15 protein-coding genes and 7 tRNA genes are annotated in these 12,587 nt (G+C 72.9%); 12 read left to right on the plus strand and 10 right to left on the minus strand.

Annotation, left to right across the window (positions count from 1 at the left end; all coding sequences use genetic code 11):
* Positions 1 to 1,029: serine/threonine-protein kinase (locus PV343_RS33485; RefSeq protein ID WP_319150805.1), on the minus strand; the 1,029-nt coding region annotated here is incomplete at its 3' end.
* A gap of 604 nt (positions 1,030 to 1,633) precedes the next feature.
* On the opposite strand from PV343_RS33485, the gene PV343_RS33490 reads away from it, so the two are divergent.
* The 3 genes from PV343_RS33490 to PV343_RS33500 all read left to right on the plus strand — a co-directional run bounded on the left by PV343_RS33490 (position 1,634) and on the right by PV343_RS33500 (position 3,478).
* Positions 1,634 to 1,810, plus strand: a complete 177-nt coding sequence (locus tag PV343_RS33490) for a hypothetical protein (RefSeq protein WP_020938899.1) — start codon at positions 1,634 to 1,636, stop codon at positions 1,808 to 1,810.
* A gap of 367 nt (positions 1,811 to 2,177) precedes the next feature.
* Positions 2,178 to 3,113 carry a phosphotransferase family protein gene (locus tag PV343_RS33495; protein ID WP_319150866.1) on the plus strand — a complete coding sequence of 312 codons (936 nt, stop codon included), beginning with the start codon at positions 2,178 to 2,180 and terminating at the stop codon, positions 3,111 to 3,113.
* A gap of 80 nt (positions 3,114 to 3,193) precedes the next feature.
* The gene (locus PV343_RS33500) at positions 3,194 to 3,478 is read left to right on the plus strand and encodes a zf-TFIIB domain-containing protein (RefSeq protein WP_319150806.1); all 285 of its coding nucleotides are present in this window, start codon (positions 3,194 to 3,196) and stop codon (positions 3,476 to 3,478) included.
* A gap of 53 nt (positions 3,479 to 3,531) precedes the next feature.
* Here PV343_RS33500 and PV343_RS33505 read toward each other — a convergent pair.
* The 5 genes from PV343_RS33505 to PV343_RS33525 all read right to left on the minus strand — a co-directional run bounded on the left by PV343_RS33505 (position 3,532) and on the right by PV343_RS33525 (position 4,009).
* Positions 3,532 to 3,603 (minus strand) — tRNA-Val (locus tag PV343_RS33505).
* Between the two features lie 29 nt (positions 3,604 to 3,632).
* Positions 3,633 to 3,704: transfer RNA gene (locus PV343_RS33510), tRNA-Val, on the minus strand.
* A 47-nt stretch (positions 3,705 to 3,751) separates the two neighbouring features.
* Positions 3,752 to 3,823 (minus strand) — tRNA-Val (locus tag PV343_RS33515).
* 1 nt (position 3,824) lies between these two features.
* Positions 3,825 to 3,898 (minus strand) — tRNA-Cys (locus PV343_RS33520).
* Positions 3,899 to 3,936: 38 nt separating this feature from the next.
* Positions 3,937 to 4,009: transfer RNA gene (locus PV343_RS33525), tRNA-Gly, on the minus strand.
* Positions 4,010 to 4,187: 178 nt separating this feature from the next.
* Between PV343_RS33525 and PV343_RS33530 the strand changes: the two genes are divergently transcribed.
* The 3 genes from PV343_RS33530 (at position 4,188) to PV343_RS33540 (ending at position 7,021) form a co-directional block, all read left to right on the plus strand.
* Entirely contained in the window at positions 4,188 to 5,285 is a 1,098-nt protein-coding gene (locus PV343_RS33530; protein ID WP_319150807.1) for a chorismate-binding protein, read from the plus strand.
* Complete coding sequence (locus PV343_RS33535; protein WP_319150808.1) at positions 5,282 to 6,103, plus strand: aminodeoxychorismate lyase; 822 nt, start codon at positions 5,282 to 5,284, stop codon at positions 6,101 to 6,103. Before PV343_RS33530 ends, PV343_RS33535 begins: the two co-directional genes overlap by 4 nt.
* A gap of 93 nt (positions 6,104 to 6,196) precedes the next feature.
* Positions 6,197 to 7,021: a GNAT family N-acetyltransferase gene (locus tag PV343_RS33540; RefSeq protein WP_319150809.1), complete on the plus strand. Its 825-nt coding sequence runs from the start codon at positions 6,197 to 6,199 to the stop codon at positions 7,019 to 7,021.
* Between the two features lie 58 nt (positions 7,022 to 7,079).
* Here the strand turns inward: PV343_RS33540 and PV343_RS33545 are convergent, their stop codons facing one another.
* Entirely contained in the window at positions 7,080 to 7,601 is a 522-nt protein-coding gene (locus PV343_RS33545; protein ID WP_319150810.1) for a DsbA family protein, read from the minus strand.
* 194 nt (positions 7,602 to 7,795) lie between these two features.
* On the opposite strand from PV343_RS33545, the gene PV343_RS33550 reads away from it, so the two are divergent.
* Both PV343_RS33550 and PV343_RS33555 read left to right on the plus strand, forming a co-directional pair.
* Entirely contained in the window at positions 7,796 to 8,239 is a 444-nt protein-coding gene (locus PV343_RS33550) for a hypothetical protein (protein ID WP_319150811.1), read from the plus strand.
* Between the two features lie 121 nt (positions 8,240 to 8,360).
* Positions 8,361 to 8,513: a hypothetical protein gene (locus PV343_RS33555; protein WP_020938891.1), complete on the plus strand. Its 153-nt coding sequence runs from the start codon at positions 8,361 to 8,363 to the stop codon at positions 8,511 to 8,513.
* Between the two features lie 65 nt (positions 8,514 to 8,578).
* On the opposite strand, the gene PV343_RS33560 is transcribed toward PV343_RS33555, so the two are convergent.
* Together PV343_RS33560 and PV343_RS33565 are read right to left on the minus strand one after the other, a co-directional pair.
* The gene (locus tag PV343_RS33560) at positions 8,579 to 9,139 is read right to left on the minus strand and encodes a CGNR zinc finger domain-containing protein (RefSeq protein WP_319150813.1); all 561 of its coding nucleotides are present in this window, start codon (positions 9,137 to 9,139) and stop codon (positions 8,579 to 8,581) included.
* A gap of 288 nt (positions 9,140 to 9,427) precedes the next feature.
* Positions 9,428 to 9,841 carry an SsgA family sporulation/cell division regulator gene (locus PV343_RS33565; protein WP_004002642.1) on the minus strand — a complete coding sequence of 138 codons (414 nt, stop codon included), beginning with the start codon at positions 9,839 to 9,841 and terminating at the stop codon, positions 9,428 to 9,430.
* Between the two features lie 191 nt (positions 9,842 to 10,032).
* Between PV343_RS33565 and PV343_RS33570 the strand changes: the two genes are divergently transcribed.
* The 4 genes from PV343_RS33570 (at position 10,033) to PV343_RS33585 (ending at position 11,613) form a co-directional block, all read left to right on the plus strand.
* Complete coding sequence (locus PV343_RS33570) at positions 10,033 to 10,512, plus strand: TIGR02611 family protein (protein ID WP_319150814.1); 480 nt, start codon at positions 10,033 to 10,035, stop codon at positions 10,510 to 10,512.
* A 73-nt stretch (positions 10,513 to 10,585) separates the two neighbouring features.
* Positions 10,586 to 10,657, plus strand: a tRNA-Val gene (locus PV343_RS33575).
* A 398-nt stretch (positions 10,658 to 11,055) separates the two neighbouring features.
* Positions 11,056 to 11,502, plus strand: coding sequence for an SRPBCC family protein (locus PV343_RS33580; protein WP_319150815.1), 447 nt, complete (start codon positions 11,056 to 11,058; stop codon positions 11,500 to 11,502).
* Between the two features lie 39 nt (positions 11,503 to 11,541).
* A tRNA-Val gene (locus PV343_RS33585) sits at positions 11,542 to 11,613 on the plus strand.
* Positions 11,614 to 11,718: 105 nt separating this feature from the next.
* Here the strand turns inward: PV343_RS33585 and PV343_RS33590 are convergent.
* Positions 11,719 to 12,444, minus strand: a complete 726-nt coding sequence (locus PV343_RS33590; protein WP_319150816.1) for a 3'-5' exonuclease — start codon at positions 12,442 to 12,444, stop codon at positions 11,719 to 11,721.
* Positions 12,445 to 12,587 lie beyond the last annotated feature (143 nt).

Here is a 12,587-nt window from a genome sequence, read left to right on the forward strand (position 1 = left end):
GCGGGCGTACAGGTCGCCGATGCACTTGCGCGCGCCGGTGCCGAACGGCATGAACGCCTGGCGGGCCTGCGGGGTGACCCGCTCGGGCAGCCAGCGGTCCGGGTCGACGCGCTGCTGGTCGGGGTAGGTGTCCACGAGCCGTCCGGTGACCCGGTCCGCCTCGGCGGAGCGCGGCGCCGGCGGCCGTACGTCGGTCATGCCGTGCGCCTCCCGGGCGGCGATCTCCTTGAGCCGCAGCGACAGTTGGAGCGTGCTGGGCCGGTCCTCGGGGTCCTTGGCCAGACAGGCCCGGACCAGCGGGGCGAGCGCATCGGGCACGCCGTACAGCTGCGGCTCCTCGTGCACCACGCGGTACAGCATCACCTCGGAACTGCCCTGCCCGAACGGGGAGTCGCCGGTCGAGGCGTAGGCCAGGGTGGCGCCGAGCGAGAACACGTCCGTCGCCGGGGTGACCGCGGCGCCGCGCACCTGCTCGGGGGCGAGGAAGCCGGGGGAGCCGACCGCGGTGCCGACATGGGTGAGCGTCGAGGCACCGGTGGCCCAGGCGATGCCGAAGTCGATGATCCGCGGCCCCTTGGGGGACAGCAGGATGTTGGACGGCTTCAGGTCCCGGTGGACCACGCCGGCCTCGTGCACGGCGACGAGCCCCTCGGACAGCGCGGCCCCGACCGCCGCCGCCTCGGCCGCGCCGAGCGGGCCCTCGTCGGCGACCTTGTCGTGCAGGGAGGGGCCGGGCACGTACTGCGTCGCGAACCAGGGCCGCTCGGCCTCCAGGTCCGCCGCCACCAGCCGGGCCGTGCACCCGCCCCTGATACGCCGGGCCGCCGAGACCTCACGCGCGAACCGCGAGCGGAACTCCTGGTCCTCCGCCAGATCGGGCCGGATCACCTTGAGCGCGACCCGCTGCCCCTTCTTGTCGGAGCCGAGGTAGACCACGCCCATCCCGCCCGCGCCGAGCCGTCGGTGAAGCCTGAACGAGCCGACGACGCGCGGGTCCTCGCGCCTCAGGCGCATCATCGCCATGTTCATCCCCGCTGCCCGGTCCCTGTGACGTGGCACAGCTTACGTTTCCACGGCCGCCTGCGCGCAGAGGCCGCGCCCTCCCGTGCGGTCGGATTGTGCACGGCGGACACCTGAGGTGAGGCACGGTCAGGAAGCCGCCACCACCGACGCCCTTGACGCAGCCGCCGCACCAACGCACGTCTGTGACACGTGGGTTGATCTCGGAGCCGCCGACCAGGGCCGGTGCCCCGTCGTCGCCGCGACGGACCCGCGGACGACCACGCGCACGGCGCCCGGCAGCGCCCCCGGCGCGGCCCCGGCACCCTCCCCGGACCGGGTCGAAGTGATCGAAGTCACTCGAACCGCCCTTCCGGACGGTTCGGACATGCCGGGGCACAGCGGGCGGCCCCCTCAGGGAAGACCCCGAGACCCGGAACCCCGTCTCCACCCAGGGGAGTAGTCGACCGCTGACGGCTCATCCTCCGGGAGGCCCGCCAATCGGTACGACGGCATGACGCCCGCCGGACGCCGCGCGCCTAGATTTGAGGTCAAGCGGCGGGTGCAGCACTCGTCCCCCGAGGTCAGGCACTCGCCGCTGCAGACGACAACAGAAACGGTCAGGAGAGGGACCATGGCCCACACGGCACCACGGCGCACCACGTTCGCCCCCCGCCGCACGGGCCGCCGCCACCCGCTGGTGGCGACGCTCATGGCCCTTCCCCTGGCGGCCCTGCTCCTCGTCGTCTTCGACGGCTGGGAGACGGTGGCCACACAGGCGTCGTCCGTGGGTGTGATGCTGGGGCGCTGAGCGGCGTCCCCAGGCCCGGAAGAGCGGTCCGGGCGGGGACATCCATCCATGAAACCCCGTGGGGACGGGGGTGCGGCGGACGGCACGGATGCCGGCGCAGCTGGGGAGCTGCGCCGGCATTGCGCCGTTTCCGGGGCCGACCGCGCGGTCCGGCTCCGCCACCTGCCCCCTTGTTCCGGCACCGGCCCGGACCCGCGGCAGTACCCTCACCCTCACAGTCCACCCTGCCGAGGCTCCCGTGACCCCAGACCCCGCTGCCTTCCCGGCCCCAGCCGCCCCACCCGACCGATCAGACCGGTCCGGCCGCGCCGGCCGACCAGGCCGATCCGAGCACCGCGACCGGTCCGGCCGATCCGATCACACGGCCATCCTTTCCGCCCTCACCGCGCGACTCACGGCCGCCGTCCATCCGGACCCCGGCGGCACCCCCTGCTCCTGCGTCACGCCCCTGCTCGCCGACCGCCCCGACGCCACCGTCGTCCGGCACGCCGACGCCGTGGCGAAGGCCCACGCCCCCGGCACGGACGCCACCGGACTGGCCCGCCGCCTCGCCACGGCCGCACGGCTCCCGGACGTCCTCCTCGCCCCGCTCGCCCCCGAGCCGGCCATCGTGCACGACCGCCTGGTGACTCTCTGGCCGTACGGCGCCCCCGTGGACCCGGACGACCCGGACGCCGCCCCCTGGGAAGCGGCCGCCGCGCTCCTCGCCCGGCTGCACCGGGCGGCACCGCCCCGCGGCCTGCCGCCCATGCGGGGCCCCGAGAAGGCCGCCCTGGCGGTGGGCCGGCTGCGCACGGACCCGGACACCGCGCCCCACCCCGCGGCGTCCGCCGTGCTGCGGGCCTGGCGCGCCCTCCCCGCCTGGGCCCGCGGCGAGGCCCCCATGCCCGGCACCCCCGCGCTGTGCCACGGCGACCTGCACCTCGGCCAACTAGTCCGCCACCCGGCACCCGACGGCCCCTGGCGGCTGATCGACGTGGACGACCTCGGCCTCGGCGACCCGGCCTGGGACCTCGCCCGCCCCGCCGCCTGGTACGCCTGCGGTCTGCTGCCGCCCGACGAGTGGACCCGCTTCCTCACCGCCTACCGCGAGGCCGGCGGCCCCGCCGTACCCGCGGACGGCGACCCGTGGGCCGCCCTGGACGGCCCGGCCCGCGCCCTGACCGTGCAGACGGCGGCCCGCGCGCTCACCAAGGCGGCCGCGGCCCGGCGCCCGCTGGACGAGGTGGAGTTGGCCCTGGTGGACGCCTGTGCCCGAATGACTTCGGTACCCCACCAGTTGCCGCGCCGATTCCCGGCGTAGGGTGCAACCGACCGGGGCCGGACGGAGTCTGTCCTGGGGAAACACGAAGCAGGACCCGACGGCGAGGAGTTGAGCCGACCATGCAGTGTCCGAAGTGCCACGCGCCCATGCAGACCTACAACCGCAACGGCGTCCAGATCGAGCAGTGCAGCGGCTGCCGGGGGATCTTCCTCGACTACGGCGAGCTGGAGGCCCTGACCCGTCTGGAGTCCCAGTGGGTGCAGCCGGCGCCCCCGCCGGCCCCGCAGGCGTACCCCGCCCAGTCCGCGCCCGCCTGGGGCGCCCCGCACGGCGGCGGTCACGGCGGTCACTACGGCGGCCACCACCGCCACAAGAGCTTCGGCCACATGCTGTTCTCCAGCTGAGTGCACGAAGAAGCCCCCGGCCGTTCGGGACGGCCGGGGGCTTCTTCGATGTGTGGACGATACTGGGATTGAACCAGTGACCTCTTCCGTGTCAGGGAAGCGCTCTCCCGCTGAGCTAATCGTCCGCGGGCTGTGATCCGTGGACCACAGACAGTGCGCGATACTGGGATTGAACCAGTGACCTCTTCCGTGTCAGGGAAGCGCTCTCCCGCTGAGCTAATCGCGCGGGTTCGGATCTTCGAGAAGACCCTCGGATCCTCGGAGAAGATCCAGTGGACGATACTGGGATTGAACCAGTGACCTCTTCCGTGTCAGGGAAGCGCTCTCCCGCTGAGCTAATCGTCCTTGGAGGTGGAGACGGGATTTGAACCCGTGTAGACGGCTTTGCAGGCCGTTGCCTCGCCTCTCGGCCACTCCACCAGGAGTGTAGGGGATCGGGAAGACCCCTTCTTCCTTCGAGCGGACGACGAGGCTCGAACTCGCGACCTCAACCTTGGCAAGGTTGCGCTCTACCAACTGAGCTACGTCCGCCTGTCGTTTCGGTCCGCTTGCGCGTCCCGGCGACGTGTTGAACTCTAGCGGATTCCTGGGCCAGCACAAAAACGCGTTTGCGCAGCGTGCTGCGGTGCGCCCGCGCGGGGACGCACCCGGTGCCGCCGGCGGCTCGTACCCGGGCCGCCTTTCGGACACCCGTCCTAGACTCGACCTCGTGCTCCACCACCCTTCACGGCGCCCGTCCGCGCTCTCGCCGCTCGCCCGCTTCGGCGACCGGCTGGCCACCGGCCTGCTCGACGTCACCAGCGATCCCGCCGCCCTGGACTCCACCGGCTTCTGGGCCGTCTGCGCGGACTTCGAGGGCCGGCTGACCTGCGCCCGCTTCGCCGCGGTGCGTCACGAGCCGGTGCCCGCCCCGGTGCCCGGCGGCTGGCGCGGCCCCGCCACGGCGGACTGGACGTCCTCCCTGGACCGCGCCGCCTACACCGCCGCCGTCGGCCGGATCCGCGAGCACATCGCGGCCGGAGAGGTCTACCAGGCCAACCTCTGCCGCGTGCTCAGCGCGCCGGTCGACGCCGACGCCGACGTGGACGCGCTGACCGCCGTGCTGGCCCGCGGCAACCCGGCGCCGTACGCGGGCACGATCAGGCTGTCCGGGCACGGCGTGGAGATCGCCACCGCCTCGCCCGAGCTGTTCCTGCGCCGGCACGGCCGCACCGTCGAGTCCGGCCCCATCAAGGGCACCGGCCGCACCGAGGCGGACCTCCTGGAGAAGGACTACGCCGAGAACGTGATGATCGTGGACCTGGTCCGTAACGACATCGGGCGCGTCTGCGCCACCGGCAGCGTGACCGTGCCCGACCTCTGCGCCGTCGAGAAGCACCCCGGCCTGGTCCACCTGGTCTCCGCCGTGCGCGGCGAGCTGCGGGACGGCGCCGGCTGGCCCGACCTGCTCGGCGCGGCCTTCCCGCCCGGCTCGGTCACCGGCGCGCCCAAGTCGAGCGCCCTCGGGATCATCGAGGCCCTGGAGACCGCCCCGCGCGGTCCCTACTGCGGCGGCATCGGCTGGGTCGACGCCGACCGCGGCACCGGCGAGCTGGCCGTGGGCATCCGTACCTTCTGGATCGACCGCGAGGCGGGCGCGGCGACCCTGCGCTTCGGCACCGGTGCCGGCATCACGTGGGGCTCGGACCCCGAGGGGGAGTGGCGGGAGACCGAGCTGAAGGCGTCCAGGCTGCTCGCGGTAGCGTCGGGGACGTACGAGGAAGAAGCGGCGGGCGGGGCCGGAACGGACGAAGGGGCGCTCTCATGATGATCTGGCTGGACGGCGGGCTGCGGGACGTCGCGACCGCCCGGGTATCCGTCTTCGACCACGGCCTCACGGTCGGCGACGGCGTCTTCGAAACCGTGAAGGCCACCCACGGGCAGCCCTTCGCGCTCACCCGCCACCTGGAGCGGCTGACCCGCTCGGCCCACGGCCTGGGGCTGCCCGACCCCGACCACGACGAGATCCGCCGGGCCTGCGCGGCGGTCCTGGACGCCAACCCGATGCCCCTGGGCCGGCTGCGCATCACCTACACCGGCGGTCACGGCCCCCTGGGCTCCGACCGCGGCGAGCACGGGCCGACCCTGGTGGTCGCCCTCGGCGAGACCGCGCGCCGGCCGGACACCACCGCCGTGATCACGGTCCCCTGGACCCGCAACGAACGCGGCGCCCTGACCGGCCTGAAGACCACGTCGTACGCCGAGAACGTGGTCGCCCTCGCCCGCGCCCACCAACACAACGCCTCCGAGGCCCTGTTCGGCAACACGGTCGGGCAGCTCTGCGAGGGCACCGGCTCCAACGTCTTCGTCGTCCTCGACGGCGAGATCCACACCCCGCCCGTCTCCTCCGGCTGCCTCCCGGGCATCACCCGCGCGCTGACCGTCGAGTGGACCGGCGCCAGGGAGACCGACCTGCCGCTCGACGTCCTGGAGCGGGCGGAGGAGGTCTTCCTCACCTCCACCCTGCGGGACGTCCAGGCCGTGCACCGGATCGACACCGCGGAACTGCCCGCGGCTCCCGGCCCGGTGACCGCCAAGGCCATGCGGATCTTCGCCGAGCACGCCGGCCACGACCTGGACCCGTGATCCGGACAGTTCACCCGGACCCGTGACCCGGGCTCCCGACGGACGCGGGAAATCCGGCTGACCTGGGGCCCGCGAGCGGGTAGAACTCCCGTGATGACGACGACCCTGCGGCCGACCGAGCCGCTCCAGCAGCAAGCGGACGGCAGCCGTTCGCGCCGCTACCAGGTGTGCGTGAACAGCCGCCCCGTCGGCGAGATCCACCTGCGGACCTCGCCTTCCCTCGGCCCCTCCGTGGCCTGCGTCCAGCACCTGCGGATAGCGGAGCCCGACCAGCGGCGCGGCCGGGGCACCGTGGCCGCGCTCGCCGCCGAGGAGGTGGCACGGGGCTGGGGCTGCACCTCCATCGAGGCGGTGGTACCCGCCGGGGCGGAGGGCGCGTTGCGGCTCGTCACCGCTCTTGGCTACCGGCCGCGCAACCGCGGCATGGAGAAGTGCCTCGGCACCACCCCGCCCGCGCTGCCCCCGGGCAGCCGCGCCCGGCCGATGGATCCGGCCGAGTACGACGCCTGGCAGGAGTACGGGTTCGAGCAGTACGCCCTGCACTGGATCGCCCTCGGCGTGCCCGAGGCCGCGGCCCGGGCCAAGGCCCGGCGGGACCAGGAGGTCCTGCTGCCGGACGGCCTCGGCACCGCGGACACGCTGATCAGCGTCCTGGAGCACGAGGGGACGCGGGTGGGCACCCTCTGGCTGGCCCTGCAGGACGGCAAGGCGTTCGTCTTCGATGTCGAGGCCGAGCGGGCCCACCGCGGCCGGGGGCACGGCCGGACGCTCATGCTGCTGGCGGAGCGCCAGGCGATCGAGGCCGGCCGGCCTGTGCTCGGGCTGAACGTGTTCGCGGGCAACACCCCGGCGGAGCGGCTGTACGAGTCGCTCGGCTACGACACGACGGACCGCTCCTTCGCGAAGCCGCTGCTGTAGGTTCGCGAAGCCGCTGCCGCGGGGCCCGGGTGCGCGGCCGCTGCCGCGGGCGCCCGGGTCAGGCCCCCGCGGCCAGCAGGCGGTCGGCGATCTCCTCGATGCGCTCGCGCAGCCCCTCCTGGCTCTTGCCGCCGTCCAGGCGTTCGCCGCCGATGACGTAGGTCGGCGTGCCGGTCACGCCGATCGCCTTGCCCTCGGCCTGGTCCGCGTCGACGATCAGGATGTGCCGGCCGTCGATCAGCGCGGTGTCGAACTCCTCGGCGTCCAGGCCCAGTTCACGGGCGACCTCGACCAGCAGGTCCTCGCCCCCGCGGTCCAGGTCGGCGACCCGCTCCAGCACCGCCTCCACGTACTCCCAGCCCTTGCCCTGCTCCAGGGCCTCCTCGGCGGCCTGGGCGGCGGCGAAGGCGTGCTTGTGCTTCTCCAGCGGGAAGTGGCGCAGCCGCAGCTCCAGCCGGTCGCCGTAACGGGCACGCAGGGCGCGGACGTCGTCCAGGGCGCTGCGGCAGTCGGGGCACTGGAGTTCGCACCAGACGTCGAGGACGGGGGCCTCGGTGCCGGCGGGGGAGGAGTCGCTCATGCGGCCCAGTCTTCCAGGCGGGACGCGGCCGACCCAATCGGGACCGGCACCCCAGGAGGAGGCGACCCGGAGATCTCCCTGATCTCGGCCCTGAGCATGGCACCGGGCGGACCGGGCGGTGCAGGATGGAAGGGACGAAGCGCACCCTGACGTGCGCTCGCGTCCCCACCGACCGAGCCCGCCTGGAGGACCGGATGATTGCCGAGACCGTCTGCTCCGCCGCCTCCGCGGCGGGCCTGGGCATCGCGGTGGTCGCGGCCTACCGCAAGCGTTTCCTGTCGGCCGCGCGGATCGCCGCGTACGCGCTCGTGCCGATCGGCCTGGTCATGACCGGAGTGGTCGGCTGGCTCTCGGACACCGCCTTCAGCCCCACCGCCTGGGCCGGCTTCGTCCTGCTGGGCGCGGCCTGGCTGCTGTTCGCGGGCACCCGGGCCGTGGAGCGCCGGCGCGGCGGCACCCGGGCCGAGCGCAAGGCGGCCCGCGGCGGGCGCACCGACGCGGTGGCCCCGGCGGCCTCGGCGCCCTCGCTCGGCGCGGGAGCGGGCCCGGGGGCGCGGCCGGCGGCCGCACCGCGTTCCAGCGGCTCGTCCGACGACTTCAGCGACATCGAGGCCATCCTCAAGAAGCACGGCATATGACCTGGAACCGGTCACAACCGGAAGCAAGGTGACCTGGCCGACGCGGAATCGGTGAAGACCGGCACTCAGTGAGCGTGGTGATCGCCAACGGGGTGCCGCCTGGTCCATCATCGGCCGCGAGATGCTGGACACGTCACAGAGCGAGGCCGCGCCGCCCAAGGACGAGCCGCGCGGGTGCCTCTTCGCCCTTTCCCAGCCACCGCTGATGATCTTCCTGGCGGTGATCGGGTGTCTGATCCTCATGGCTGCGCTGCACGATCTGCTGTTGCTGTGAGACGTACACGTCCGTCCCGGCGTCACCCGCCGGGACCGGCGTCGTCTCGCGCGCCGCCCCGTGGATCAGCCCGCGGCTTCCTTGCGCCGCGCCCGGTAGGCGGCCACGTGCAGCCGGTTCCCGCAGGTACGGCTGTCGCAGTAGCGACGCGAGCGGTTGCGGGAGAGGTCGACGAAGGCGCGCCGGCAGTCCGGCGCCTCACAGCGCCGCAGCCGCTCCTCCTCCCCGGCCACGACGAAGAAGGCCAGCGCCATCCCGCAGTCGGCGGCGAGGTGGTCGGCCACGGAGGCGCCCGGCGCGAAGTAGTGCACGTGCCAGTCGTAGCCGTCGTGGTTCGTGAGCCGGGGGGTGGTTCCGGCCGCGGCGACCAGTTCGTTGATCATCCCGGCGGCGGCGCGGGCGTCCGTGGCGGCGAAGATCCCGGCGAACCTGCCCCGGATCTTGCGCACCGCAGACAGGTCGAACTCCGACAGCACGCCGACGTCGCTGATCTTGTGGCTTCGCACGAAATCGGCGAGAGCCGTGACGTCCAGCAGTCCGTCCGCCGCCGCATCGTCCTCCGGCGCGGTGTTCACCAGATCCACCACGGTGTCCAGCGCGCACCGGGTGTCGTGGGTGATCAGCACGTTTCGCTCCCTGGCCTGGGGTCGGGCGGGCGCCCGCCGATGCTGGCCGATGGTAGCGACAATCGCGCCCACCGCACCTGGTTCCGTCCATCGACGATCGCCGGTACAACGCCTCCGTGGCCCCGCTGGTTCCCGGGGCCCGGCCGTCGCCCGGGCCGGTCGCGCAACAGGCCGGCGCCGTCTCGTGGACACCCACGGTGACGGCGCTTGCCCGTGCCCTATGCGGTTGTCTTGGCCCGAGCCGTCTCCCCGAGTGGACGGCGCCGGGCGGCTCAGTGGTGCCGCGGCCTAACTCTCCGCCAGGATGTGTGAGAGCTCCTGATCGAGATCGAAGTGCCGGTGCTCCGTGCCGGGGGGCACGGCGGCGTCTGTTCGCTTCAGGAAGGACTCCAGAGCCCGCGCCGGGGCCTCGAGCAGTGCTTCCCCCTCCGGGGAGCTCAACGCGATGCACACGACGCCCTGGCCATGACTGCGGGATGGCCAGACGCGGACGTCGCCGGTGCCGGTGGGCCGGTGAAGCCCCTCGGCGAGGAGGTCGCGGGCGAACACCCACTCGACGGTCTCCTCGGCTCCGGTGTGGAAGGTGGCGTGCACGGCGTAGGGGTCGGCCGTGTCGTACCGCAGGCCTGCGGGGACAGGCAGGGAGGACTCGCTCGACACAACGAGGCGCAGGTGCAGCTCGCAGCTGACCGTGGTGTTCATAAGCGCCAGGGCCTTTCGCTCAGTGTGCGCTCGGGGATTCGCACGTCGGCGAAATCGACATGCCACCTACGGTGCCGTTGTAAACCCCTCTGAGGGTTTTGCGTGTGTTTACGTAACTCTTCCGGCCGAGAACTCGTACGAGGTCTACACCCATTCCGGTGGCCTGATTCACTCCGGTAGGGTTTGTCTGCATGAATACGGGGAGTGACGAACCGGGCGAGCTCGCCATGGCGTCGGGCAGGGCGGACGGGGTCGACGGGATGGACGAGGAGAGGTCGGACACGACGGATCCCGGGCGGGGACTGGGCTCCCGTGCGCCCGAGTACGTCAAGGCCCGCCGGGCCCTGCACCTGAGCTGGCAGGTCGGTGTCTTCGTGGTCGGCCTGGCGGTCGTCGGCGCCGGCATCGTCATGCTGCCGCTGCCCGGACCCGGCTGGGTCGTGATCTTCGGCGGCATGGCGATCTGGGCGACCGAGTTCGTCTGGGCCCAGCTCGTGCTGCGCTGGACCAAGCGCAAGGTCACCGAGGCCGCCCAGCGGGCGCTCGACCCCGAGGTGCGGCGCCGCAACATCACCCTTACCGTGGTCGGCCTCGTGATCGTCGCCGCGCTGGTCGGGGTCTACCTGTGGAAGTTCGGCGTCGTGCTGCCATGGAAGATCAAGGACCAGTGATCCGGCGCCCGGGCCCGGTGCGGCCCGTGGTCGGGGGCACCCCCTGACATGGGGTAATGTTCTTCCTGCGCCCGGGCGATTAGCTCAGTGGGAGAGCGCTTCGTTCACACCGAAGAGGTCACTGGTTCGAACCCAGTATCGCCCACCCGGACCGACGGCCCATCCGCCACAGCGGATGGGCCGTCGTCGTGTCCGGACGCGGACGCGGCCCTGATCCCCGAAAGGTGAAGGTGACGGTCCGTTACCTGTGGCGGGAGTGCCGAGACGCGGGCCGGGAAGATCGACCAGGCTCTCGCGCACATCGGGAAGAAGTGCCGGGAGAGGTTCCGGATCAGGGCGGCCGCGGAAATCCCCGGACGTTTTCCAATACGCCGTCACATTCCTTCGGAAGTACGACAAGCGGGAATTCCTGGTGAGGCGAGCGCCGTCGCACGGGCGGCGGCGCTCGCTCCCGCAGTGTGACCCGCCGCACGGCGGCCCGCATGAGTACCCGTACTCAGACGACCCCGGGTCCGTCCGGGTCCGCCCGGGCACACTCGCCCCATGGACTGGAACCACTACCGCTTCCACAGCCGGTGGTCCCTGCCCGCCCCGCCCGCCGCGGTCTACGCGGCGCTGGAGCGGCCCGAGGACTACCCCCACTGGTGGCCGCAGGTGCGCACGGTGACCCGGCTGGACGGCGAGAGCGGAATACTCACCATCCGCTCAGCGCTGCCGTACGCCATGACCTTCACCGCCCGCACCACCCGCCGCGACCCGGCCGCCGGCGTCCTGGCGGTCGGCCTGTCCGGTGACATCGAGGGCTGGGCGCGCTGGACGGTCACCGCCGGGGGCCCCGGCACGCTCGCGCGCTACGACCAGGAGGTCGACGTCCGCAAGCCGCTGCTCCGGCGGCTGGCCGTGCCGGGACGGCCCGTCTTCCGCGTCAACCACCGGCTGATGATGCGGGCCGGACGGCGCGGACTGCTGCGGCACCTGCGAGCGGTTTGAACGAAGGGCGCCGGGACCTGTATTGTTCAGTGCGTTCCCGGGCGATTAGCTCAGTGGGAGAGCGCTTCGTTCACACCGAAGAGGTCACTGGTTCGAACCCAGTATCGCCCACCGGGAGAAGAGCCGGTCCGCATCACGCGGGCCGGCTCTTCCGCTTCCCCGCCTCCGGCGCACCACCGCCGCTCGGGCCGCCGGTCACCGCCCCGCCGCCCACCGTCACGCCGCCGCGGGCAGCTCCGGCCGCAGCGGCCACTCCGTGCTGACGATCTCCTCCGAGCCGCTGCGCGCGAACCACGCCTGCAGCCCGCGCGCCTGCGCCGCGTGCCAGTTCGCCTGCAGTGTGTGCAACTCGGCGGGGGACAGCCGCTCCAGACGGGTCGCGAACCGCCGGCTCAGGGCCCGCACGACCTCCATCGCGGCCAGCGCGTCCGCCGCCGCGTCGTGCGCGCCCTCCAGCGTCACGCCGTAGTGCGCGCACAGGTCGGTCAGCGTGCGCCGGCCCTTGCGGTAGCGGTCCAGATGCTTGTCCAGGACCCGGGGGTCCAGCACCCGCAGCGGTGCCCGCTCGAACCAGCGGTCCAGCGACGAGGCGCGGTGCCGGCGCAACTCCCGGTCCAGCAGCGTCAGATCGAAGGGCGCGTTCATCACCACCAGCGGGCGCCCCATCGCCGCGTGCTCGGCCAGCTGCTCGGCTATCTCGTACACCACGGGCGCCGGCCAGCGTCCGTGGTGCTGCAGGTGCTCGTCCGTCAGTCCGTGTACCGCCGTCGCCGCCTCAGGCACCGCCACGCCCGGATTCACCAGCCAGCGCGTGATCCGCGGCCGGGTGCCCGGCGCGTCCTGGACGACGACGGCGGCCGACACGATCCGGTCGGTCTCGACGTCCACGCCCGTCGTCTCCGTGTCGAAGGCCGCCAGCGGCCCCTCGTACCAGGTCGTCATCCCCACACAACTCCTCGTTCACCCAGGGCAGGTGACGTTCCGTCTTCTGCCTGTTTGGTGATACCCGGGCCGTTTGCGCCGTACGCCGGGAGGAGACAACAGGAGTACGGGTCTTTGCAGTTCAGCGGCCCGCACGGGGAAAC

Origin of the sequence: Streptomyces sp. WI03-4A (genome assembly GCF_033792105.1) — a bacterium.
GTDB classification, from domain to species: Bacteria; Actinomycetota; Actinomycetes; order Streptomycetales; family Streptomycetaceae; genus Streptomyces; species Streptomyces collinus_A.